General features: G+C 52.6%; 19 protein-coding genes. 11 read left to right on the top strand and 8 right to left on the bottom strand.

Annotated elements, in window-relative coordinates; translation table 11 throughout:
• Window positions 1–43: 43 nt before the first annotated feature.
• The 5 genes from EA26_RS09010 to EA26_RS08990 form a co-directional block, all read right to left on the bottom strand.
• Window positions 44–1,081 (bottom strand): lactonase family protein, encoded by a 1,038-nt coding sequence (locus EA26_RS09010; protein WP_039426920.1) that lies wholly within the window; start codon window positions 1,079–1,081, stop codon window positions 44–46.
• Window positions 1,082–1,160: 79 nt separating this feature from the next.
• Window positions 1,161–3,560, bottom strand: coding sequence for a beta-N-acetylhexosaminidase (locus tag EA26_RS09005; RefSeq protein ID WP_039426917.1), 2,400 nt, complete (start codon window positions 3,558–3,560; stop codon window positions 1,161–1,163).
• Between the two features lie 43 nt (window positions 3,561–3,603).
• Window positions 3,604–4,560, bottom strand: coding sequence for a sugar kinase (locus tag EA26_RS09000; RefSeq protein WP_039426913.1), 957 nt, complete (start codon window positions 4,558–4,560; stop codon window positions 3,604–3,606).
• The gene (locus EA26_RS08995) at window positions 4,557–4,949 is read right to left on the bottom strand and encodes a RidA family protein (RefSeq protein ID WP_039426911.1); all 393 of its coding nucleotides are present in this window, start codon (window positions 4,947–4,949) and stop codon (window positions 4,557–4,559) included. Before EA26_RS08995 ends, EA26_RS09000 begins: the two co-directional genes overlap by 4 nt.
• A gap of 48 nt (window positions 4,950–4,997) precedes the next feature.
• Window positions 4,998–6,452, bottom strand: coding sequence for an N-acyl-D-amino-acid deacylase family protein (locus tag EA26_RS08990; protein ID WP_039426908.1), 1,455 nt, complete (start codon window positions 6,450–6,452; stop codon window positions 4,998–5,000).
• A gap of 178 nt (window positions 6,453–6,630) precedes the next feature.
• On the opposite strand from EA26_RS08990, the gene EA26_RS08985 reads away from it, so the two are divergent.
• From EA26_RS08985 to EA26_RS08955, 7 genes are all read left to right on the top strand, one after another.
• Complete coding sequence (locus EA26_RS08985; protein ID WP_039426905.1) at window positions 6,631–7,896, top strand: amino acid deaminase; 1,266 nt, start codon at window positions 6,631–6,633, stop codon at window positions 7,894–7,896.
• Between the two features lie 33 nt (window positions 7,897–7,929).
• The gene (locus tag EA26_RS08980; protein ID WP_039426902.1) at window positions 7,930–8,793 is read left to right on the top strand and encodes a MurR/RpiR family transcriptional regulator; all 864 of its coding nucleotides are present in this window, start codon (window positions 7,930–7,932) and stop codon (window positions 8,791–8,793) included.
• Between the two features lie 292 nt (window positions 8,794–9,085).
• Window positions 9,086–10,033, top strand: a complete 948-nt coding sequence (locus EA26_RS08975) for an HlyD family secretion protein (RefSeq protein WP_039426899.1) — start codon at window positions 9,086–9,088, stop codon at window positions 10,031–10,033.
• Window positions 10,034–10,035: 2 nt separating this feature from the next.
• On the top strand, window positions 10,036–10,977 hold the full coding sequence (locus EA26_RS08970; protein WP_039426897.1) for an ABC transporter ATP-binding protein: 942 nt from the start codon (window positions 10,036–10,038) through the stop codon (window positions 10,975–10,977).
• The gene (locus EA26_RS08965; protein WP_039426894.1) at window positions 10,974–12,071 is read left to right on the top strand and encodes an ABC transporter permease; all 1,098 of its coding nucleotides are present in this window, start codon (window positions 10,974–10,976) and stop codon (window positions 12,069–12,071) included. Before EA26_RS08970 ends, EA26_RS08965 begins: the two co-directional genes overlap by 4 nt.
• A gap of 165 nt (window positions 12,072–12,236) precedes the next feature.
• Window positions 12,237–13,325, top strand: a complete 1,089-nt coding sequence (locus EA26_RS08960) for an AarF/UbiB family protein (RefSeq protein ID WP_039426892.1) — start codon at window positions 12,237–12,239, stop codon at window positions 13,323–13,325.
• A gap of 123 nt (window positions 13,326–13,448) precedes the next feature.
• Window positions 13,449–14,375, top strand: a complete 927-nt coding sequence (locus tag EA26_RS08955; protein WP_039426889.1) for a Gfo/Idh/MocA family protein — start codon at window positions 13,449–13,451, stop codon at window positions 14,373–14,375.
• An 8-nt stretch (window positions 14,376–14,383) separates the two neighbouring features.
• Here the strand turns inward: EA26_RS08955 and EA26_RS08950 are convergent, their stop codons facing one another.
• Window positions 14,384–15,019, bottom strand: a complete 636-nt coding sequence (locus tag EA26_RS08950) for a TetR/AcrR family transcriptional regulator (RefSeq protein ID WP_039426888.1) — start codon at window positions 15,017–15,019, stop codon at window positions 14,384–14,386.
• A 192-nt stretch (window positions 15,020–15,211) separates the two neighbouring features.
• Between EA26_RS08950 and EA26_RS08945 the strand changes: the two genes are divergently transcribed.
• On the top strand, window positions 15,212–16,237 hold the full coding sequence (locus EA26_RS08945) for an MBL fold metallo-hydrolase (RefSeq protein WP_039428923.1): 1,026 nt from the start codon (window positions 15,212–15,214) through the stop codon (window positions 16,235–16,237).
• 58 nt (window positions 16,238–16,295) lie between these two features.
• Here EA26_RS08945 and EA26_RS08940 read toward each other — a convergent pair whose 3' ends face one another.
• Window positions 16,296–16,715 carry a VOC family protein gene (locus tag EA26_RS08940; protein WP_039426886.1) on the bottom strand — a complete coding sequence of 140 codons (420 nt, stop codon included), beginning with the start codon at window positions 16,713–16,715 and terminating at the stop codon, window positions 16,296–16,298.
• Between the two features lie 12 nt (window positions 16,716–16,727).
• Entirely contained in the window at window positions 16,728–17,057 is a 330-nt protein-coding gene (locus tag EA26_RS08935) for a DUF6614 family protein (protein ID WP_039426884.1), read from the bottom strand.
• A 451-nt stretch (window positions 17,058–17,508) separates the two neighbouring features.
• Between EA26_RS08935 and EA26_RS08930 the strand changes: the two genes are divergently transcribed.
• From EA26_RS08930 to EA26_RS08920, 3 genes are all read left to right on the top strand, one after another.
• A complete protein-coding gene (locus EA26_RS08930) occupies window positions 17,509–18,978 on the top strand; it encodes a DEAD/DEAH box helicase (RefSeq protein WP_039426882.1) in 1,470 nt (489 codons plus the stop codon).
• A 225-nt stretch (window positions 18,979–19,203) separates the two neighbouring features.
• On the top strand, window positions 19,204–20,718 hold the full coding sequence (locus tag EA26_RS08925; RefSeq protein ID WP_039426881.1) for a M28 family metallopeptidase: 1,515 nt from the start codon (window positions 19,204–19,206) through the stop codon (window positions 20,716–20,718).
• A 141-nt stretch (window positions 20,719–20,859) separates the two neighbouring features.
• Complete coding sequence (locus tag EA26_RS08920) at window positions 20,860–21,309, top strand: GNAT family N-acetyltransferase (protein ID WP_039428921.1); 450 nt, start codon at window positions 20,860–20,862, stop codon at window positions 21,307–21,309.
• Window positions 21,310–21,314 lie beyond the last annotated feature (5 nt).

Here is a 21,314-nt window from a genome sequence, read left to right as displayed (position 1 = left end):
AGAAGTATCTCAAGTTATCATCAGGCTTTCCAGCCAAGAGACGTTAACACGCCCCTTGATGTTCTAGTAAACAGACCGGGCTACCCACTTGGCAACTAAACCCACTTGGGCTCAGTAACCCCGTTTGCCTGTCGCGGCGAAAACTGACCACATTGTGCGAGTGCTGATTGGCAACCAGCAACCATTTACCATCACGCGACAGCACAAAATCACGCGGAAACTGACCGCCAGTATCAACAGCGCCAATCCATTCAGGCTGGGCGTGGCTGAGTGCAAAAATGGCAATTTTATTCTGCCTGCGACACGAGACGTAAAGAAATCGCTCATCTGGGGACAAGCGAATCGCCGAGGCGGCTTCGCCGTTACTTTCGCCCGGGAGCAAAGGTTGCTGCGAGCAGAGATGCCACTGCTCTCCGCGGCGCTCAATCACCATCAAGGTTTCAAAAAGCTCGGCGACCAGATAAATGCGATCTTCCGCTTGCGTCAATACCAGATGGCGTGGGCCGCAGCCCGGCGGTAATGCAAGAGATTGATACAGGCGGAAGGTCTCATTTTGTCTATCGATAGCAAAAATATTGAGACGATCCGTGCCCAGATCGACCACCAGCAAATACGGACTGTGGCGCAAGAAGGTAGCCTGATGAGCATGCGGCGCGGTTTGTCTTGCCTGATTTGGCCCACTTCCATCAACAAACAGCTCTGTCAATTTGCCAATCGGCTTACCGGTGTCATCCAATTTAAAGATCGAGGTGTTGCCGGAGCCATAATTGGCCACCGCGCAAAACCGCTGCTCGCGGTCAATATCGAGATGACACGGATAATCGCCTGTGATCTCAATTTGCGCCGTATCGTGACAGCCAAGCCACACCAGTTGAGGTGCTTGCGACTGCACCACTTCATTGAACGTGTATAAACCGCGTGCAGTTTGGGTGAGATAAGAGGGATTGGCTAACACCGCCAACTCATTGAACGGGATCAACTCACCCGTTTCGCTATTTAATTCCAGTTGTGCGACGCCTTCGCTGATGCTGGGTTGATCGGTATAAGTGCCAAGATAAAAATGTAAATTGCCTGTCGTCATTAGGATTTATGCTTCCATCGCTTCTCGTTATCTCTCTACCTTGCCGCCTGTCGGCGCAGGCGGCAACGGCTTTTGCTAATCAGTGCGCAAATTTGTGAAGCAGTTGCTCCGTCGGCCTGACAAGCGCCACAATCGCCTCATCAAATAGCACAGCTTTTTCGTCCAACACGGTTTGGTAAGCGTGGCATTGCTCTGCACTTATTGTGACGTTCTCGGAAAATTTCTCCAATAAGATCAAGGCCAAATCAGCCACCTCAATGGTCGCTTGCGCCAGTGGTACACTCTGCGCCCCAGAGGCGCTTCGTGCCAGCAGTTCAAGCGACTGCATAGCGGCCCATTTCGCCGTCTGATAATGGCTGGTTAATGAGGCGAGAATCACTTGGCACTCTGCTCTCTGGCCAAAATCCATGTCGCGGAGCAGTTGTTCCATCTGATAGACGGCAAGGCTTTCTACCGCCAACGCATCAACAAAACGGTTAAGCCGCTCATATTGATTGTAACGTTCGCCACAAGTCGGCGTTGCCTGCCACTTTTGCCAGTGCCTTGCGTAGTATTGCCCAGGCTCTGTGTACTGGGCGAGCACCGCCAGCGGCGTACTGTCAGAGCCCATCGCCAGCCGCATTAAGCCCAGTTGCGCGTCGGCCTGATGGCGTAAACCGAGTGAAAGCTGCGACCAAGTATCGACAACCTGCATACGGCGATACATGCTCTGCTCATCGCGCTGCTCAACACTCGACCAAAAACGTTCTGCGATAGCGAAACTGCGCGGCCACAAGCGCGATTCGATCGTCATTGAGTCAACCAGTTCTCCCCAGATGGTAATTTCACCGCCGAGGATCAACGCGCGCTCTTTTTCACTAAGTTCAGCGGGGTAGCCGCCCTTTGCCTCTGGCAGTGTGTTTTGCGGCCAATCGCTGCTGGCACTTAACACGCCAGTAACGGGATAACGCACATTACCAATCCGTTGATAACTGCCGTTAGCAAGCTGCTCGCCAGCAAACTGGTAGTGGAATTCCGTGTAGGACATGAAGGTGTCGAGATGACCGCGAAAACGCACCCCGGGAAGGTATTCCAACACGGTGACAGCCTGACGAGAGCGGCCATGGTAATCGCTAAAAGCGCGTACCTGCCCTTGCGCACTTTCAATGATGATCAGATTGCCACGTAGCGCCTCACCTTTAGGCCGCGGCTTTTGCCATGTGTAACAGACAAACTTGTCGTTTGCCGTCAACTGATCATCCACTGCTAAACCTTGCGGCATGGGATCATTGCGATAGTGGTAACTGGTAGGCTGCGGCTGATCAAGATAGTAGCCGGTGGATAAAATCCCTTGATAACCCTGCTTAGCAGCGCGGCCAATGCTGTCGTGCCCTTGCCAGCTTTGGATGACCACCGACGTCGGCAGATCTCGGTGCCACACTTCGTCCCAACCGATGATTTTACGTCCATGCACCGTCAGCATGCTCTCGACTTGGGTATTGAGGTAGGACTGCAAACCGCGTTCACCATCGAGCTGATGCTCTTGGATAAAACGCTGAATGCGTGGATTATCGCGCCACTGTTGGTAGTCGGGTTCGTCCCCACCAATATGTACGTACTGGTCGGGGAAAAGCGCCACCACTTCGTGAAAAATACTCGCCAGAAAGCTCAACAGCTCGGGGTTGGTTGGGTCCATCAGCGGCGCAAACACGCCCCACCCACGTTGCTGCGGGTAGGTTTGCCCGCTGGGGCCAGACATCAGATGCGGATAGGCATGCGCTACCGCAGAGGCGTGGCCGGGCAAGGAGATTTCCGGAATCACCCGTATCCCCAGCGCGCGAGCATATTCGATCACCTGCGACACCTCGGCTTTGCTGTACGCATCGCCATCAGCACTTTGCTGCCACAATTTGGGGTAGCTTTCGAACTGAATGCGAATGCCTTGATCGTCCCAAAAGTGCCAGTGGAATACGTTGAGTTTGGCGGCGGCCATCGCATCAAGTTGGCGTAAAATAACGGGCAGCTCAATGTAGCGGCGGGCCGTGTCGTAGGAAACGCCGCGCCAGCCAAATCTCGGCGCATCCGTGATAGACAGCGCTGGGAGGTAGTAGCCCTGAGCATCGCATTCAATCAGTTGCAAGAAGGTTTCCAGCGCATGCAAGGCCCCCACTGGCTGCGGCGCGCGAATCACCACTTGCCCCTCTGTGGCGTGCAAATGATAAGACTCGTCCCAACCCAGATTCGGCACGCCGCTTGGCGGCGCACTAGCAATATCCACCACTAACGTCGCGCTTTGCTGCGACGAGGCTTGCCAGTGCAACATCGGTACGCCCGTTTGCCGATAGAGACGCTCCAATGTACCTTTGAGCTTTTTCATCACCGTTTTGCATCGGTAACCTTTAAGCAGCATGCTGAAGTTGGCATCGATAGCAATTCGCCCAGAAAGGAGCTGCACTTGCTGCGGATAGGGCATTAGATTAAGTTCACGGTTGGCCGCCATGCTGCCTCCTTAGATAAGAAATGGAACTCTGCGTGAGCAGCGCCTAAACCTCGCCAGACTCAAGCTGTAGATGACGCATGCTCTGAGCCGGAATGATCGCGCCTGAATGCTGAATAACCAGCGCAGCCAAACGGTGAGCAAGCTCAGCCGATGCCTGTGGACCACTCCCAGAGAGTCGCCCAGCCAGATATCCAGCAGCGAATGCATCGCCCGCGGCGCACGTATCAACTACCTGAGCGACTTTTTCAGCCTCAACACTCAGCGATTGCACTTCTCCCTGCTGACGCAAAAGCAACTGGCAGGGCTGCGCGCCACGTTTGACAACCACTTCAGCGCAGCTCCACTGTTGGTATCGCTCATCCAAAGGCCGCTCTTGCCCCCATATTTGCTCGTCATCCTCTTGCGTGATGAAAGCGAGATCGGCCCAAGGCAGCAATTCGCCATACCAGTGCCGCGCCTGCTGCGCCGACCAAAGCTGAGGGCGAAAATTGTTGTCAAACGCCACTTTGCCTCCCGCTAGCGAGAAAGCGCGCAACTTGTCAATCAGCCGCGCTTTGTCAGCGTCAGGCAAAATCGCAAGGCTGATACCACTCAAGTAAAGCCAATCGAGTTCCCCTGCTTGCAATGCACGCTCCAGCGGGCTCAGCTGCGCGTCGGAAAAATAAAATTTCGCTGCGGCGCTATCACGCCAATAGTGGAAGCGGCGCTCACCAGAGGCATCATTGCTCACCAGATACAACCCGGGCAGCCGCCCTGCATGGCGCGTCACCAGCGAGGTGTCAATACCTTCAGCTTGCCAAGCCAAGAGCAGTTGTTGCGACAGGTCATCGTCTCCCAACCCTGTCGCGTAATAAACCGCTATCGGGCTATCTTGGCAAAGTCGAGCGAGATAGAGCGCGCTGTTGAGCGTGTCGCCACCAAAAGCTTGTTTGAGCGGCTGGCCGCTCAGTTCAATCATGCATTCACCGAAAAAGGCAACCTTAAGCTTGCTGACGCTCATACGCGATCCGCACGGTAGCAGGTGACGTCCACTTCCACTTTTACATCCACCACCAAATCACACACCATACAGATGCGCGCCGGTGGATGAGCGGCGAAAAATTCGCTAAACACTTTATTGAACGACTGAAAATAGCGCGCATCGGTGAGGATCACTTTCACATGCACCACATCTTCCAGCGTGTAACCAGCCTCGTGCATGATATCGACACAGTTTTGCAGCGCGAGACGCGATTGCTCGACGATCCCGCCTTCGACGACTTCACCCTCTCTCATCGGGGTTTGCCCCGAGACATACAAAAAGCCGCCTGCTTCGGTGGCACGGGCAAAGGGCAAATGCTGCCCACCCGTTCCTACGCCACCTTCCACGCCGTATCGTTTTATCGTCATTGTTATTGTCCTTTTGTTAGAGAAACCCGTTGTCTGCCCAGCAGCGATTCACACGGTTTCTGGTTTAAATTGACTTCGATAGAGAAACCTACCCGTTCGAGTCGGCGATACTTCGCCAGCGTGATAAGAGAGCTGCCCGTTGACAAACACCGCTTCAATGCCTTGCGCGGCTGAAATTGGGTTGGCAAAGGTCGCGGTATCTTTGATGGTGCGCGGGTTAAACAGCACCAAGTCGGCAAAAGCGCCCAGCCGAATCACGCCGCGATCCGCCAGTTTGAAACGCTGCGCCGACATCCCGGTCATCTTAAAAATCGCATCGGCAAGGGAGAAGAGTTTCTCCTCGCGGCAGTAGTGTCCAAGCACTCGGGGAAAAGCGCCCCACAAACGCGGGTGGGGATGCGGATCGTTGGGCAAACCATCGGACCCCACCATAGTTAACGGGTATTTCAGCACTCGTTTAACATCTTGCTCTGCCATGCAGTGGTAGACAGCGCCCGCAGGCAGCAGTGCTTTTGCGGCCTGCATCAGCGGTAACTGTAAATCGGCGGCTATCTGCTTGAGGGTTTTGCCCGCCTGCTGTGGCAATCCTTTTGACCAGGTAATAAAAATATCAATTTCGTCATTCACTTGCGCTAAATCTAGGGTTGAGGAGCTGGCCGAATATGGGTAGCAATCGCAACTGACCTCTTGCTGGGCTGCTGCGCTCTCCATCCGCTCCAGTACTTGCACACTACGTCCCCAGTTTCCCGCGCCCGCACATTTCAAATGAGAGATCACCACAGGCACCCGAGCTTGTCTGCCCGTCGCAAACGCTTCTTCCATCGCGGTGAGGATCTCGGCAAACTCGCTGCGCATATGCGTGGTGTAAATGCCTTGATACCCGGCCAACACCTTAGCCAGTTGCACCACCTCTGCGGCGGTGGCTTGTTTGGCACTGGCGTACGCCAGACCCGAGCTGAGCCCCAGTGCACCCTGCTCCATCGCTTCTGCCAGTGCCGCGCGCATCTGCTCGATTTCCGCTTGCGTGGCCGGGCGCTGCAAATGGTCCATCAGGTTATTGCGCAGCGTGGTATGGCCAACCAGCGCTGCAACATTCACTGCTGGCTTGGCCTGCTCGACCGCCGCGGCATAGTGAGCAAATGTGGGATAGACGAAATCACTCTGCTCGCCAAGCAAATTCATCGGATCCGGCGGTTCCCCACTCAGCACCGCAGGGCTGGCGCTGATGCCGCAGTTGCCCACAATCACAGTGGTGACGCCTTGGCTAATTTTGGCCAAACAGTGCGGAAAACGGATCACGTTGGTGTCGTCATGAGTGTGCACATCAATAAATCCGGGCGCTAGTGCTAGACCTTGTCCGTCAATCACTTGCTGCGCCGAAGCGTTTGCGAGCTGTCCAAGCTGAACTATGCGATCTTGCTTTATCGCGACATCGGCAATAAATGGCGTCGCGCCTGTGCCGTCGTAAATCTCGGCCTGTTTGATGAGGGTGTCGAACTGCATGCGGGTTTGCGTCCATGCCAAAATAAGAGGAAGTGATCTTAAAGCTTGGCTATTTCGAATCAGTGATGTCTCCCGCAAAGCATCGAGCAAAGTTTGATAGTTTCTATCACGACGCTTAGCATTATCAAAAATAAGTATTACTTATCAATCAATTAAATCATGTTAGGAGCGGGAGATTATGAGCAAAATAAAGGACTTATCTGATAAAAACTATCAGAAGCACGCAGACAATTTCCCTGCCGAAGGTGAAAAAGGGCAAGCGCTTCATACTCATCTCCCTTCTCTTGCTCATGACGAAATCAGCCTGCCAGCCGCCGTGTTAAACCACAGCGCGCTGGAAAACAACTTACGTTGGATGCAAGACTTTGCCGATCGGCATCAGGTCAAACTCGCTCCCCATGGTAAAACCTCGATGACGCCAGAACTGTTTCGCCAGCAACTGCAGCATGGCGCTTGGGGCATCACCGTGGCCAGCCCTGCTCAAGCACAAGTGGCGGTTATGGCGGGTGCCAAGCGGGTCATCATGGCGAATCAACTGGTGGGCAAAGGCAATATGGCGATCATCGCCAAGCTGCTTAGTGCACAACCGATTGAGTTTTACTGCTGCGTGGATTCAACACGCAACGTCGATGCGTTGGCGGAGTTTTTCGCAGCGCAGCAACTGACGCTCAACGTCTTGATCGAATACGGCGTGGCGGGCTGTCGCTGCGGGTGCCGCACGCCGCAACAAGTGCACGCCTTAGCGACACACATTGCTAAGCAGCCGAACCTGAAACTGGCGGGCATTGAAGTCTATGAAGGGGTGATCCACGGCGACAATGCCGAAAGCGAGATCCGCACATTCATCCACACCGCCTGTGAGCTAACGCGCCAGTTGCAAACCGCCGGGCTGCTGCCAGCTAAACCCCTGCTCACAGGCGCAGGCTCGGCGTGGTATGACGTGGTAGCAAAAACCTTCGCCGAACAGGGCGGCATTGAGACGGTGATCCGCCCCGGCTGCTACGTTACCCATGACACCGGAATTTACCAAATGGCGCAGCAACAAGTGATGGCGCGCGCCAAACAGCATCAGGGCGCGGCGTGTGAGTTGAACGGCGATCTCATCTCCGCGCTGGAAATCTGGGCGCACGTGATTTCTCGCCCTGAGCCGACGCGCCTTCTGGTCGGTATGGGCAAACGTGACGTGGCTTTCGACGCAGGACTACCGATTTTGCAGCAGGCATTTCGCGATGGTGAGCCGCTCGCGCTACCACAGCACAGCCAAGCGGTAGCGATTATGGACCAGCACACCTTTGTCGAAATTCCCGCTGACTGCTCGCTGGATGTGGGGGACATTTTGGTGTTTTCCACCTCACACCCATGCCTGACGTTCGATAAATGGCGCGCTCTGGCCCTGCGAGATGAGCAATATCACGTAACCCAGTGGCTAGAAACCCGATTCTAGTTTCTCCCACAACCCGCAGTACAGGATCTTCTTGTGAACTTAGATGTCGACATCCTCTCGCAAATCAACGAGCGTTTCAGCGCTCTGCGTGACGCGGAGAAAAAAGTCGCCCAGTGGGTGATGGATGAGGTCAGCGCCGCCGCCAATGCCAGCATTAGCGAAATTGCCCAAAGCGCTCAAGTGAGTGAGGCGAGCGTGACCCGTTTTGCCAAGGCGATTGGCTGCAAGAATGTGCGTGAGATGAAAATCAAACTGGCCCAGTCTTTAACCATCGGCCAGCGATTTATTCTCGAATCTCCCGAGCCGAGCAGTTATCAGATGGTTTACCAATCGATCAAACAGACGTTGGAACAAAACCGTCGCTTGATCGACGAGCAAGCGATCGACCAAGCGGTAGAGTGGCTCAATAGCGCGCGGCAGATCATCAGTGTCGGCATGGGCGGCGGCTCAACCATCGCCGCGCAAGAGCTGCAACATCGGTTATTTCGCCTCGGTTTTGCCGTGGTGGCCTATCACGATGGTTTGCTAACGCGCATGGTCGCGGCAACAGCAGAGCGCAGCGATGTGATGCTGATGCTTTCGGCGTCTGGCTACACACCGGATCTGCTGGAAAGTGCGCAACTGGCACGCGAGTATGGGCTAAAAGTCATCGTCATTTGTCCGCCGCAAACCCCTTTGGCAAAAAAGGCCGATTTGCTGCTGCCCATCCAGCACCATGAGACGGATTTTATTTACAAACCCTCCGCGTCCCGCTACGCAATGCTGGCGCTTATTGATGTACTCGCCATGGCGCTGGCGGTAAAAAACAAACGCCGCTCACGGGATAAATTGCGTCGCTTGAAAGTAGCGTTAGATTCCCACCGAGGCGGTGAAGAGAGGCAGCCGCTCGGGGATTAGTGATCGCCGCCACTGCACCCGCCAGCAGAAGCGCCTTGGTCAAAAGCGTGGGCGTTTATTCATTGTTACTCCTTTACTTTCTCTGCCATCCACACAGAGTACTTTGCGCGATCTTGATCCCGTTCCATGTGCAAGAAATAACGCTTAATCAGTGAGTTACTATACTCAAAGTGTTAGTCACGCAAATTCATCACTTGCGTAATATTTGCAGAATTATGCCGCTACCGCTCTTTCACTCGGCGAGGCTACACTGTGAATAAATCATCACTGCTGAATTAACCAGGACGAAACAATGAGACATCTGCTATTTGCAACACTGGTTTTAACCGCCCTGATCGCTTGCACCAGCGATTCCAAACCCCAAGCACTCGGCACGCTTGAGCGCGATAGGGTGACCTTTACCGCCACCGCCAATGAAATCATTCGAGAGTTGCCCGTTAAAGAGGGCAGCGCAGTGGCGCAAGGCGATGTTCTGGTTCGTTTGGACAGCAAAAATCAGCAAGCCATGCTAGCGCGTGCGCTGGCCGAAAAAGCCAAAGCGCAGGCTTCTTTACTCAAGCTGACTAACGGCGAGCGCCCTGAAGACATCGCTGCGGCGCAAGCGCGAGTGGCACGAGCCGAAGCGCAGTTGATCGAAGCGCAGAAAACCTACAAACGCAAATCTGAGCTAGTGGCGAAAAAACTCATCAGTCAATCCGAGAAAGACACCGCTCTCGCCGCGCGTGATTCCGCTAGGGCTGAGCTCGACTCGGCCAACGAAGAGTTCAGCAAATTGACCTCGGGTGCACGTCCGGAAGACATTGAGCAAGCCAAAGCGCAACTGGCGGTTGCCGATGCCGATGTCGCGCTGCAAGAGCAAAAATTGGCCGAGTTGACCATAGTCGCTACCCGTGACGGCATTCTCGATAATCTTCCGTATAACTTGGGTGAGCGCGTTCCTGTCAATGGTATGGTCGCGGTGATTCAGGCCAATCGCATTCCTTATGCGCGTGTCTACGTACCCGCCAAATATCGCGTCGATTTTGTGCCCGGTAAGCAGGTCACGGTGCACGTCGATGGTGTGGACAACCCACTCAGTGGCAACGTGCGTTGGGTCTCTGACGAGCCATCATTCACCCCCTACTTTGCTCTGACAGAAGAGGAGCGTTCACGTTTGATGTATCTCTCCGAGGTGGATCTCGACGCGGCTGCCCAATCGCTCCCTTCCGGCGTGCCCGCGCAGATCGATTTGGGAGACTGAGCATGAATCAAAGCAACCGCGGCGATTACGCGATTCAAGCCGAAAATGTGGTGAAGAAATTTGGCGAGTTTACCGCCATTGATAACATCACGCTTAACGTTCCCAAGGGCAGCATTTACGGTTTTCTCGGGCCAAACGGCTGTGGTAAATCGACCACCATCCGCGTACTGACTGGGCTACTGAGCCCAACCAAAGGTAAAGTGGATGTGCTCGGATTGCAGATACCGCGTCAATCGGAACAATTGCGACTTAAAATTGGCTACATGACGCAGAAGTTCTCCCTGTACGACGACTTAACCGTGCAAGAGAACCTGCAATTTATCGGGCAGATTTTCGGAATGGATCGTAAAGCGCTCAAGCAGCGCGTGGACGAGCAGCTCACCACCTATGGGCTGGATCAGCGCCGCAAACAGCGGGTTTCTGGTATGAGCGGCGGACAAAAACAGCGTCTTTCTTTGGCAGCAGCCACCATGCACAAACCTGAGCTGTTGTTTTTGGATGAACCGACCTCGGCGGTTGACCCAGAAAATCGCCGTGATTTTTGGGAACAGTTGTTCGATCTTTCCGATCAAGGCACCACCATTTTGGTGACCACTCACTACATGGACGAAGCCGAACGCTGCCACCGTTTAGCCATTATGGAGGCGGGCCTGATCCGCGCCGATGGTGCGCCTGAAGAGCTGATGGCGCAAATGGGGGTCAAGATTGTTGAGGTAAAAGCAAACCAGTTACGCGCCCTAAAAGAAGCCCTGTTGCCACTGCCGCAAGTGCGCTCCGCCGCTCAGCTCGGTATTCGTTTGAGGGTGCTGATTGACCAAAGCGTGCCCGATCCAATCGCGTGGTTGAAAAGCCAATTTCCTCATCTGCAACAAGCGGAAATGAATCTGGCTCGACCCAGTTTGGAAGATGTGTTTGTTTCTGTCACTGGGGAGGGTCGCCAATGAACGCGCTATTTCGCATGAAAGCGATTGTGGTTAAAGAGCTGCGTCAGTTATCGCGTGATCGCATCACCTTTGGCATGGTGGTGATGATCCCGCTTATCCAGTTGCTGCTCTTTGGTTATGCGATCAACACCGATATTCGCGATATTCCCGTGGCGGTGGTCGATCAAAGCGAAAGTACCGCAGGACGCCTCTTGACCCAATCGGTCAGGGTGACACAAGTGGTGAGCGTTACCCAGCACTACGCCACCGCAGAGCAAGCCGAGCAGGCGATTCAAGACGGTATTGTACGCGCGGCGCTGATTTTGCCGCCCGATCTGACGCAACGTATGGCGCAGGGGCGCGAGCTCGGGCAGTGGATTGTCGATGGCTCCGATACCATGATCAGCTCGGCGATCCTTGGTTTGCAAAATATGCCGTTGACCGACTTTGATTTTGAACTCAGGCCCAAAGTGCAGAAAACCTTTGAAGTGGCGCTTTATTACAACCCGAGCCGCCGCTCTGCGGTCAATATCGTGCCGGGTTTGCTTGGGGTGATCCTGACCATGACGATGATTTTGTTCACCAGCGCGGCGATTGTGCGTGAGCGCGAACGAGGCAATTTAGAGCTGCTCATAACCACACCCGTGCGCTCATTTGAGCTAATGGTGGCGAAAATTGTGCCGTATATTTTTGTCGGCCTGATTCAGGTATTTATCATTTTGGGTTTGGGTCACTTTATTTTCGGCGTGCCCATTAATGGCGCGATCAGCCAGATCTTGCTCGGGACACTGCTGTTTATTTCCGCCAGTTTGACGCTCGGTTTGGTGATCTCCACCATCGCCACCACTCAGTTACAAGCCATGCAGATGACGGTGTTTATCCTGTTGCCCTCGATTTTGCTCTCAGGCTTTATGTTCCCCTATGAGGGGATGCCCGTCGCGGCGCAATGGATTGCTGAAGTGCTGCCCGCTACCCACTTTATGCGCATGATCCGCGGCATTGTGCTGCGCGGCGCGGATTTACTCGACCTGTGGCGCGACACCATATGGATGATTGGTTTCACCCTATTTGGCCTGATTCTCGCGTCTTTCAGGTTTAAAAAATCCCTCGACTGAACCTATCCAGCCCCGCTTTGGGGCTGGTTTTTCTCATTTTTCACCCTTCTACGCCCTTATTTACCCGTCTCAACATTCCCCCTCCACCTTGATGCGCCGCGCTCGGTAGGATGTTTTTCAGCCAGAGTTGCCGTTTAATTGGTCATTCATCAATGAGGAGACAGCATGAACTTAAGACAGCAGCAGCAACTTACATTCGAGAGCAGCGGCAAAAACCTCATCGTCGGTTCAGCGCAGCACTGCCCGCTATCGCCACAAACGCTTGCCACACTCACCAGCGACTCCCCGTATGTGGTCGAGGTGATTCGCTCTGGTCTCACGGCAGAAATTTTTCGTTTGCGCATTGATGGGCTGGAGTACAACCTGAAAAAGCGCCGCTCCCAAGCCAAAGTGGCCAACCTCGATGGTCAGTACTCCTTTCTTAATGAAGTGCAGCGCAGAGCGGATTTTACCCAGCTGAAAAATGACGCTCAGCAAGCAACACGCTTTGAGCACATCGTGCCGACGCTTTACGCCGACTATCGTCTGGGCATCATTGTCTCCCCTTGGATTGAGGGCGGGCACATTACGTCTCTCAACCAAGATCTGCTCGCCCAGCTTTTTGCTACCCTCAATGCCTGCGAAGAGCAAGGTTTGATGGAGTGGGACCTGTGCAGTGGCAACCTACTGGTTGATAAGCAAGGTAAATTGTGGCTGTTTGATTTTGGCTATATGTACCGTTTCGATCCGCGAAGCGAGTTCAACAGTAACGGCCTTGCCGACCCTTTGTTCCATGCTGTCGAGCGTTTTGAAACGCGCTTCTTTTTTGGCTGGCTGCTTAAGCAAGGCGTAGGAAAATCGGCAGCGCTGGCCCTTTACCGCCAAGTGAAAAGCGAGGGGCTACGCAGCTACACCCACAAACTGCAATGGCTGAAAGACCAGCAAGCCGACACGTTGGTATGCCAACATTTTGCCGAGATCATCAACACTTGGCAGCGTGCCCTTGGCGACGAAATGCATTTACAAACACAGTTTCAACTTGATGCGTTTCGCTCACATGTTCTCGACATCGAGGACGATTTGCATGGGCAATCCTGCACCGCGCTCACCCTAAAAAGAATTGAGTTTGTCCTTGCCGAGCTGCAAACAAACTATGCCCTGCTCAGAAAGCAAGGCGGGCTGTTTTACCAAAACGCAGGCCGTTCACAAGCCGAATTGTTGGCTGACTACCGTGAGAAAAAACGCTTGGCAGAGCGCTATCAAATTCAACCTTAGCGATAAACAAAGCGACTCGCTGCACAAGCTTGGTAGAGAACAGTTGACCGAATGCCAGCCCATTCATTACGTTGCTCACCTTACCGATAGAAGCATCAATCGCTGAATAGCGCAGGGGAAAATATGAAAATAGCCATCATTGGGCTGGGCGACATCGCGCAGAAAGCTTACCTACCTGTGATTTGCCAAAGATCTGGGATTGAACTGGTGTTTTGCACCCGCAACGCGCAAACCTTAGCGCAGTTAGCACAGCAGTATCGCGTGACTGAAGTGTGTCAGGATTATCGCCAACTGCTGGAGATGAAGGTGGATGCGGTGATGATCCACGCAGCCACGCAGATTCACTACGAAATTGCCGCGTTTTTCCTTCAGCACGGCATTGCCACATTTGTGGATAAACCCTTGGCTGATAATGCCAAAGAGGTCGAAGCGCTCTACGAGTTAGCTATTCGTCAGCAACAGCCCTTGTACGTCGGATTCAATCGCCGCCATATCCCACTGTTTAACCAGCATGTACCAGAATTAGCGCGTGGCGAGAGTGGCGAGCTGCGCTCTCTACGCTGGGAAAAGCATCGCCTCAACTTAACCGGTGATGTTCGCACTTTCCTTTTTGACGATTTCATTCACCCGCTCGATAGCGTTAACCTCAACGCCAAAGCGGATTTGCGTGATGTCTACCTCACCCACCAAATGGCCGATGGCAAGCTCGCCAGAGTCGATGTGCAGTGGCAAAGTGGCGAAACGCTGCTGCACGCCTCAATGAACCGCCAGTTTGGCATCACTTGCGAACGAGTCAGCGCGAGCTATCAAAACCGCGCCGTGGAATTTGACTCTTTTGTTCAAGGTACCCTGTGGCAACAAGGGCAACAAAGTAAGCTTAACCTCGCAGACTGGACGCCGATGCTTGCCAGCAAAGGCTTTGCTAACATGATCGAGGATTGGATTGGCGTGATTGAACAAGGCCGAGTGCCGGATCCGGTCATTGAGCGCAATATCGCCAGCCACCAACTGGCAGAGGCGATCTGCCAGAAAATCGGCAACGCTAATTAGACGTTGCTTTAAGCGCTAGCGTGATGACTGGAAGCGGTAGCGTAATGGCTTAGAAACAGTTCGGCCGTTTGCCGCGCCAATGTTTCGCCCTGCTCTTGGGTCAGTGGCTCTGCGCTACCGAGCAACTGCGGCCAAAAGGCGCTGCCTTTAATCAGGCTGTGCAGTTGGGTACGTGCCAGTGCCACACTCTCCAGTTTCAAGCGCCCTTTTTTATGTTGATCTTCCAGCCAAGTGTAGAGCGCGGTATCTTGCTTCGACATCCCCTTGGTTTGCGCTTGCAACTCCTCTGGCTTAAACAAAAAATGGCCTAACGCGACTTTCGCCATGTCCAAATAACCGGGCTGCGCAATCACGTTGATCTCTTGGCACAGTAACATCACCAGTTGCTGCTGCAATGGCAGCTTATTGAGCTCCACCAGCTCATCTTCACTGATTGCGCTTTTCCACAACACAGACAGCAGCTCCATCACCAGCGCTTCTTTTGAAGCAAAGTGATTGTAAACGGTTCTTTTCGACACTCCCGCCAGAGCGGCCAACTTGTCCATGCTGGTGTTTTGCACACCAAATTCGAGAAACGCCTGTTTCGCCGCGCACATAATTGCATCACGTTTCTCTTCACTACGTGTTTTTTTCTTATCTATCATTGCGTTGCAACCTGAAGATCAAAATCTTCCGACTATTTTACACTAAGCAGTTTACTTTTCACCTTAGAATTGTAAACTACACCGACTAGTTTACATTAAATTACTCGCTTGGGCTGTGAGAAGGATGATGAAAAAACCATGCACAAACGACTTTTCAAAAACACTTTTTTGACCGTGTTAGGAGCCATCGCTATGAGTTCTCTCTTCACCGCCTGTACCACTGCTGAGGCAGAAAAAGCGGCCTACCCAAAAACGTTTCGTAACAGCGACCCAAACTTTGATGGGGGCTCTGATTTATTTGAAATCATTAAAGCCTATTTCACCAGCAAACGCGCTGATCCAACTCCGAGCTTTGCTTTGCCTGTGCACGCCATCACCGCAGCGCAACTGGTTGAAGAGCGCGAAGATGTCTTCTACCGCTTAGGCCATTCAAGCCTAATCCTTAAACTGGATAACCAGTTAATCATGACCGATCCAGTATTCAGTGAACGTGCCTCTCCGGTGCAATTTTTCGGGCCCAAACGTTTCCACCCTACCCCCATCACACTAGATGGCTTGCCTGAGATCGATGTGGTACTGATCAGCCATGATCACTACGATCACCTCGACAAAGCATCCGTCAAACAACTTGCCGATAAAGTGGCGCTGTTTCTCGTTCCACTCAAAGTGGGTGTGCTTTTACAAGAGTGGGGGATCGCCAAAGAGAAAATCGTCGAGTTCAATTGGTGGGAGAGCAAAGTGGTGAATGGCATAGAGTATGTTTTTACCCCCACCCAGCATTTTTCTGGACGTGGTTTGGGTGATGGTAACTCAACCTTGTGGGGCAGTTGGGTGATCCGTTCCCGTTCACAAAGCCTGTATTTTAGCGGCGACTCGGGTTACTTCGACGGTTTTAAAGCGATTGGTGAAAAATATGGCCCATTTGATCTCACCATGATTGAAACCGGAGCCTACAACTCGCTTTGGTCGAAGATTCACATGTTCCCCGAGCAAAGCGTGCAGGCGCACTTGGATCTCAAAGGCAAAGTGATGCTACCAATCCATAACAGCACGTTTGATCTGTCAATGCATGACTGGTATGAGCCGATGGAGCAAGCGTGGCAGATTAGCCAAGAGAAAGGGGTTAGCATGATCAGCCCGGAAATTGGCCAGAGAAATGTGATCGGTGCGCCACAACCGGTCCACCCATGGTGGCGAGCACCAAGCCAAGCCGACTAAAGTGCCGCCTTTGCGAAACAGAGAGCAGCCCACACGCTGCTCTTTTTGTTTTGGTGCTTTAACGCACCTGCGGTTTAAGCTCGACCGTATTGCCTTCTGGATCGCGAATATACACAGAGCGGCCAAAGCCTTGTGCGCCGTAACGTTCAACAAACTCGTCCACGGGCACTTGATGTGAAGCAAAGTACTCCAGCAGTTGCTCTTCATCCGCTGGGGTAATTTGCAAACAGAAATGCTCCATATTGCGCCCTTCTTTGCCCGGCGCACGGCCACCTTGTTGACCAAGTTTGCCCTCGATAGTCACCAGATCAATCAAGGCACTGCCAGCACGAAGTTGCGTTAAACCAAACTCTGCCAATTCGCGTTCCACTTGGCAGCCCAACACCTCGCAGTAAAAGTGCAGCATGCGCGGCAAATCGCTCACGCGCAGCACAAGGTGATCGAGCGCTTGCAGTTCAATTGGGTTTTGCTTTTGCATAACATCCTCATTTTAAGCCACGGGTAAATCGCTCAGCGACTCGCTAAACGTCACTTTAAAGTCCGCTACTGAACGCATCAAGTCGGCATGCGGGTAAGTTGTCATTAAAGATAGCCGAATGGTGTGAAATGACGCATCCATCTGCGCTTGATCTTTAAAGTTCACCGCCAAATGAAAGTCCGGCATTTCTGGAAAATTGCCTTTGTTGACGATGCGAGAACTCGCAGCCGATTCAACCAACTCATGAGTGCGTAACTGGGCGATAAATTCATCAGTCAGTTTACTCACCTGCTCACTACTCACGCCTTGCTTGACCGAATAGAACACATTGTAGGTTTTCATTACTCGCCTCTTTTTTCCTTGCCTTGTAACCTAGCCTTCTGCTGGTGCGCACTCAGTCACAGAGCTGAGCTGAGTTGCGCCGTGAGATGGGCAGCCTAATGTTATTGCGTATAATCATTGCGTAAGTGCGCGTCAGCACTGATCAAAAAATGAATGGTTTTTTGGGCATCCACCACCGACATGTTGGCGTGTTCAACATAACTTCTCATCATCATCTCCTTGTTTTTTAAACCCTAGATGCAGGCTAAAACCCCAAGTTAAGTTGAGGTAAAGAGGAAATAGACCTTGATGAGCGAAAGCGAGAAGTGCTTCACAAAAGCCACGACTCTGTCTCTGAATTGAAAAGAGACAATTATCGGTTGAAGTAGACGGGTAAAAGCCTCAGAATGTCGCACTTTTCGCCGCCTGAAAAATGGGCGACGCTTCCTACTATTTATATTGAGAATCACATATGGGTTTTACCTCGTTAGGTCTGTCTGCACCAATCCTTAAAGCTATTCAGGAGAAAGGCTACGACACGCCATCGCCAATTCAAATGCAGGCAATTCCTGCGATTTTACAAGGCAAGGACGTGATGGCCGCCGCGCAGACAGGTACGGGGAAAACCGCAGGCTTTACTCTGCCTATCCTTGAAAGATTGTCCAATGGTCCGCGAGTGCGTAGTAACCAAGTTCGCGCCTTGATCCTAACGCCAACGCGTGAACTCGCGGCGCAAGTGCAAGAGAACGTGTTTATGTACAGCCGTCACTTGCCACTGAGCAGTGCGGTGGTATTTGGTGGGGTAAAAATCAACCCGCAAATGCTGCGTCTGCGTAAAGGCGCCGACGTGTTGGTCGCGACTCCAGGGCGTCTGATGGATCTTTACCAGCAGAACGCGGTGAAGTTTGATCAGTTAGAAGTGCTGGTACTGGATGAAGCGGACCGCATGCTCGACATGGGTTTTATCCGCGATATTCGCAAAATTCTAGAGATTTTGCCGGCAAAACGTCAGAACTTGCTGTTTTCAGCCACCTTCTCAGAAGAGATCCGCGCACTGGCCAAAGGGCTGGTAAACAATCCGGTGGAGATCTCGGTTAGCCCGGCAAACTCGACCGCTCGCACTGTTGAGCAGTGTATTTACCCATCCGATGTAAAGAAAAAGCCAGCCATGTTGGCGAAACTGATCCAAGACGGTAACTGGCAGCAAGTGCTGGTATTTACCCGCACCAAACACGGCGCAAACCGTCTTGCTGCTTTCCTCAATGACAACCGCATTTCAGCGGCAGCAATTCACGGCAATAAGAGCCAAGGTGCGAGAACCAAAGCGCTGGCGGATTTTAAATCGGGTGACATTCGTGTGCTGGTAGCGACGGATATCGCTGCTCGTGGTATCGACATTCCTCAGTTGCCACAAGTGGTTAACTTTGAGCTACCGAAAGTGGCAGAAGACTATGTGCACCGCATTGGCCGTACAGGCCGAGCTGGAGAAACCGGCAAAGCCATCTCACTGGTCTGCGCCTTGGAAGCACCTGAACTGTTCGCAATTGAGCGTTTGATCCAAGAGCTCTTGCCTCGCCATGAGCTAGAAGGCTTCAAACCGAGCAACGAAGTGCCAGAGTCCAAACTCGATACTCGCCCAATCAAAGCGAAAAAGCCGAAAAAACCGAAGAAGCCACAAACAAACGCTGAAGGCGGTGAGCGTCGCCCAGCAAATTCTGCCGATAACGGGCAGAAAAAGCCGAAACGTCAGTTTAGCCAACCCAAATCTGGCCAAGAAAACAAAGGGAATCCTCGCGCAAAACAAAACGGTAAAGCCGCCACAAACAATCAGCAAGGAAAGCCTAAAGCAAACGCTGGCAAACCAAGCAATGGCAAGCCAAATAATGGTAATCCTTCCTCAACGCGTCGAAGAGCGAAACCACAACAAGCAGCCAAAGCGTAAAACCTAGCTTATTCAGTACCTTATCAGCAGAGAAGCCGTTTCTCTGCTGAGCCTTTAGCAGAGAATCTTCCCACCTAAGCTGTTCAAGCGCTGCTACTCATTCCCGCCGTTATTGATAATTTTCTGCCAATAAATCATGACAAGCATAGCAATAACAAATAATTAACATAAAACGAATTTCTGTTCTAAATTTTGTTGATTTTATAAATATCTCAGGAGGAGATAATGAAATACAACAAAACGTTATTGGCTATGGTCTTGGCAGGCAGCGTTGCACATGCATACGCCGAGGAAGAGAAAGTCTGGATTTCGATCGGCTCGGATGCAGTACAGACCGTCACTCGCTCTGGGGCAATGCCCATTTTACCCAATACGCTGGCAAGCAGCAGCGAGGTTTGGGTCGGGCAAGTCGACAGCAGCCAGCTCGCGGCACTCTCCCATGACATGCACGAAGAGCATCATCGCTGTGGGGGATATATGGTGCACGCATCAGCGCAAAGTGCCATGGCAGCAAGCGTCATGCCGCAAACCCTTGCCAGTTTCGCTATTCCTGATATTTCTCAGCAGGCCACCGTCAACGCCTGGTTACCGCAAGTCGATGCCAGTCAAATCACCACCGTCATCAGCTCACTCGCCAGTTTTAACAACCGTTTTTACACCACAACCTCTGGCGCACAAGCGTCTGACTGGATCGCGAGCCAATGGCGCTCACTCTCATCAGGTCTACCCGGTGCGAATGTCGAGCAAATTGCCCATAGTGGCTACAACCAAAAATCGGTGGTGTTGACCATTACTGGTAGTGAAAAGCCGGACGAGTGGATCGTCATCGGTGGTCATCTCGACTCCACCATCGGCTCACGCACTAACGAGCAGAGCATTGCTCCGGGCGCGGACGATGACGCCTCCGGTATCGCCTCCGTGACCGAGGTGATCCGCGTGCTGACACAAAACAACTTCCAGCCCAAACGCTCTATCGCCTTTATGGCGTATGCCGCCGAAGAGGTTGGACTGCGCGGTTCACAAGAGATCGCGAACCGTTATCAAGCGCAAGGTAAGAAAGTCGTCTCGGCATTGCAACTGGATATGACCAATTATCAAGGATCTGCGCAAGACATTGTGTTTATCACCGATTACACCGACAGTAACCTCACGCAGTTTCTCGCCAACTTGATTGATGAATATTTACCATCACTCACTTACGGCTATGATCGCTGTGGCTACGCCTGTTCGGATCACGCTTCGTGGCACAATGCGGGCTTTTCCGCCGCGATGCCATTTGAATCTAAGTTCAATGACTCAAACCCCAATATTCATACGGGCCGGGACACGTTGCAAAACTCCGATGCTGAAGGCGCACACGCGGAGAAATTTACTAAACTGGGCTTAGCCTACGCGATTGAGATGGCCAATGCAGACTCAACCCCACAACCCGGCAACGTGCTGAAAAATGGCGTGCCGGTCAACAATATCGCTGGCTCGCGCAGCACTCAGCTTCGCTATACCTTTGAACTGACGCAGTCACAGAATCTGCAGATAACTAGCTGGGGTGGGAGCGGCGATGCGGATCTGTACGTCAAATTTGGCTCAGAGCCGACACTGCAAAACTGGGATTGTCGCCCGTATCGCAATGGGAATAGCGAGACATGCACATTCCCTAGCGCCACACCGGGAACCTACCACATCATGCTCAACGGCTATTCCGCTTTTAGCGGCTTAAGCTTGCAAGCCAACGCCAAATAACTGCGGACGGACAAGATGGCTCAGTGGGAGCCATCTTGTCCAGTGGCAAACAATTGCTGCTTGTCTTTATGAGTGAATTGGCCGCATGATATCGGCGAAAAGCGCATTAAAACAAATGCTGCCGAAGGCAATGGAGAAGATGTGATTACAATTCGTCAAATGGACATTTCAGACTACGACTCAGTGATGACGCTGTGGGGACAAACAGAAAACTTATCGCTCAAAGACGCCGACTCCCGTACGAGCATCGCCGCCTATTTGACCAAAAACCCCGGGCTAAGCTTCGTTGCGATTGACGGGCAACCGATTGGCGGGAAAGACATAGTTGGCGCCGTGCTGGTTGGCACCGATGGCCGCCGTGGTTACTTACAACATTTGGCAGTCGATCTGCACTACCGCGGGCAGAAAATTGCTCAGCGTTTGGTGCAAAGCGCAACCGAAGCCCTCGCGCAGCAAGGCATCGCCAAAACCCACCTTTTCGTTCTGAGTAACAACCTCTCAGCGCAGGATTTCTACCTAAAATTGGGGTGGCAAGCGCGAGATGAAATCCGCATGTTCTCGTTTAATAGCTCAGATAATCAATATGTATAGACCTA

The organism is Vibrio navarrensis (genome assembly GCF_000764325.1).
Lineage (GTDB): Bacteria > Pseudomonadota > Gammaproteobacteria > Enterobacterales > Vibrionaceae > Vibrio > Vibrio navarrensis.
Note: the sequence above shows the minus strand (reverse complement) of the source record. Positions and strands in the feature narration are given on the sequence as shown.

Bases quoted from the DNA above. Each gene is read 5' to 3' on its own strand.
- EA26_RS09010 (WP_039426920.1), bottom strand. From the start codon at position 1,081: ATGACGACAGGCAATTTACATTTTTATCTTGGCACTTATACCGATCAA.
- EA26_RS09005 (WP_039426917.1), bottom strand. From the start codon at position 3,560: ATGGCGGCCAACCGTGAACTTAATCTAATGCCCTATCCGCAGCAAGTG.
- EA26_RS09000 (WP_039426913.1), bottom strand. From the start codon at position 4,560: ATGAGCGTCAGCAAGCTTAAGGTTGCCTTTTTCGGTGAATGCATGATT.
- EA26_RS08995 (WP_039426911.1), bottom strand. From the start codon at position 4,949: ATGACGATAAAACGATACGGCGTGGAAGGTGGCGTAGGAACGGGTGGG.
- EA26_RS08990 (WP_039426908.1), bottom strand. From the start codon at position 6,452: ATGCAGTTCGACACCCTCATCAAACAGGCCGAGATTTACGACGGCACA.
- EA26_RS08985 (WP_039426905.1), top strand. From the start codon at position 6,631: ATGAGCAAAATAAAGGACTTATCTGATAAAAACTATCAGAAGCACGCA.
- EA26_RS08975 (WP_039426899.1), top strand. From the start codon at position 9,086: ATGAGACATCTGCTATTTGCAACACTGGTTTTAACCGCCCTGATCGCT.
- EA26_RS08970 (WP_039426897.1), top strand. From the start codon at position 10,036: ATGAATCAAAGCAACCGCGGCGATTACGCGATTCAAGCCGAAAATGTG.
- EA26_RS08965 (WP_039426894.1), top strand. From the start codon at position 10,974: ATGAACGCGCTATTTCGCATGAAAGCGATTGTGGTTAAAGAGCTGCGT.
- EA26_RS08960 (WP_039426892.1), top strand. From the start codon at position 12,237: ATGAACTTAAGACAGCAGCAGCAACTTACATTCGAGAGCAGCGGCAAA.
- EA26_RS08955 (WP_039426889.1), top strand. From the start codon at position 13,449: ATGAAAATAGCCATCATTGGGCTGGGCGACATCGCGCAGAAAGCTTAC.
- EA26_RS08950 (WP_039426888.1), bottom strand. From the start codon at position 15,019: ATGATAGATAAGAAAAAAACACGTAGTGAAGAGAAACGTGATGCAATT.
- EA26_RS08945 (WP_039428923.1), top strand. From the start codon at position 15,212: ATGAGTTCTCTCTTCACCGCCTGTACCACTGCTGAGGCAGAAAAAGCG.
- EA26_RS08940 (WP_039426886.1), bottom strand. From the start codon at position 16,715: ATGCAAAAGCAAAACCCAATTGAACTGCAAGCGCTCGATCACCTTGTG.
- EA26_RS08935 (WP_039426884.1), bottom strand. From the start codon at position 17,057: ATGAAAACCTACAATGTGTTCTATTCGGTCAAGCAAGGCGTGAGTAGT.
- EA26_RS08930 (WP_039426882.1), top strand. From the start codon at position 17,509: ATGGGTTTTACCTCGTTAGGTCTGTCTGCACCAATCCTTAAAGCTATT.
- EA26_RS08925 (WP_039426881.1), top strand. From the start codon at position 19,204: ATGAAATACAACAAAACGTTATTGGCTATGGTCTTGGCAGGCAGCGTT.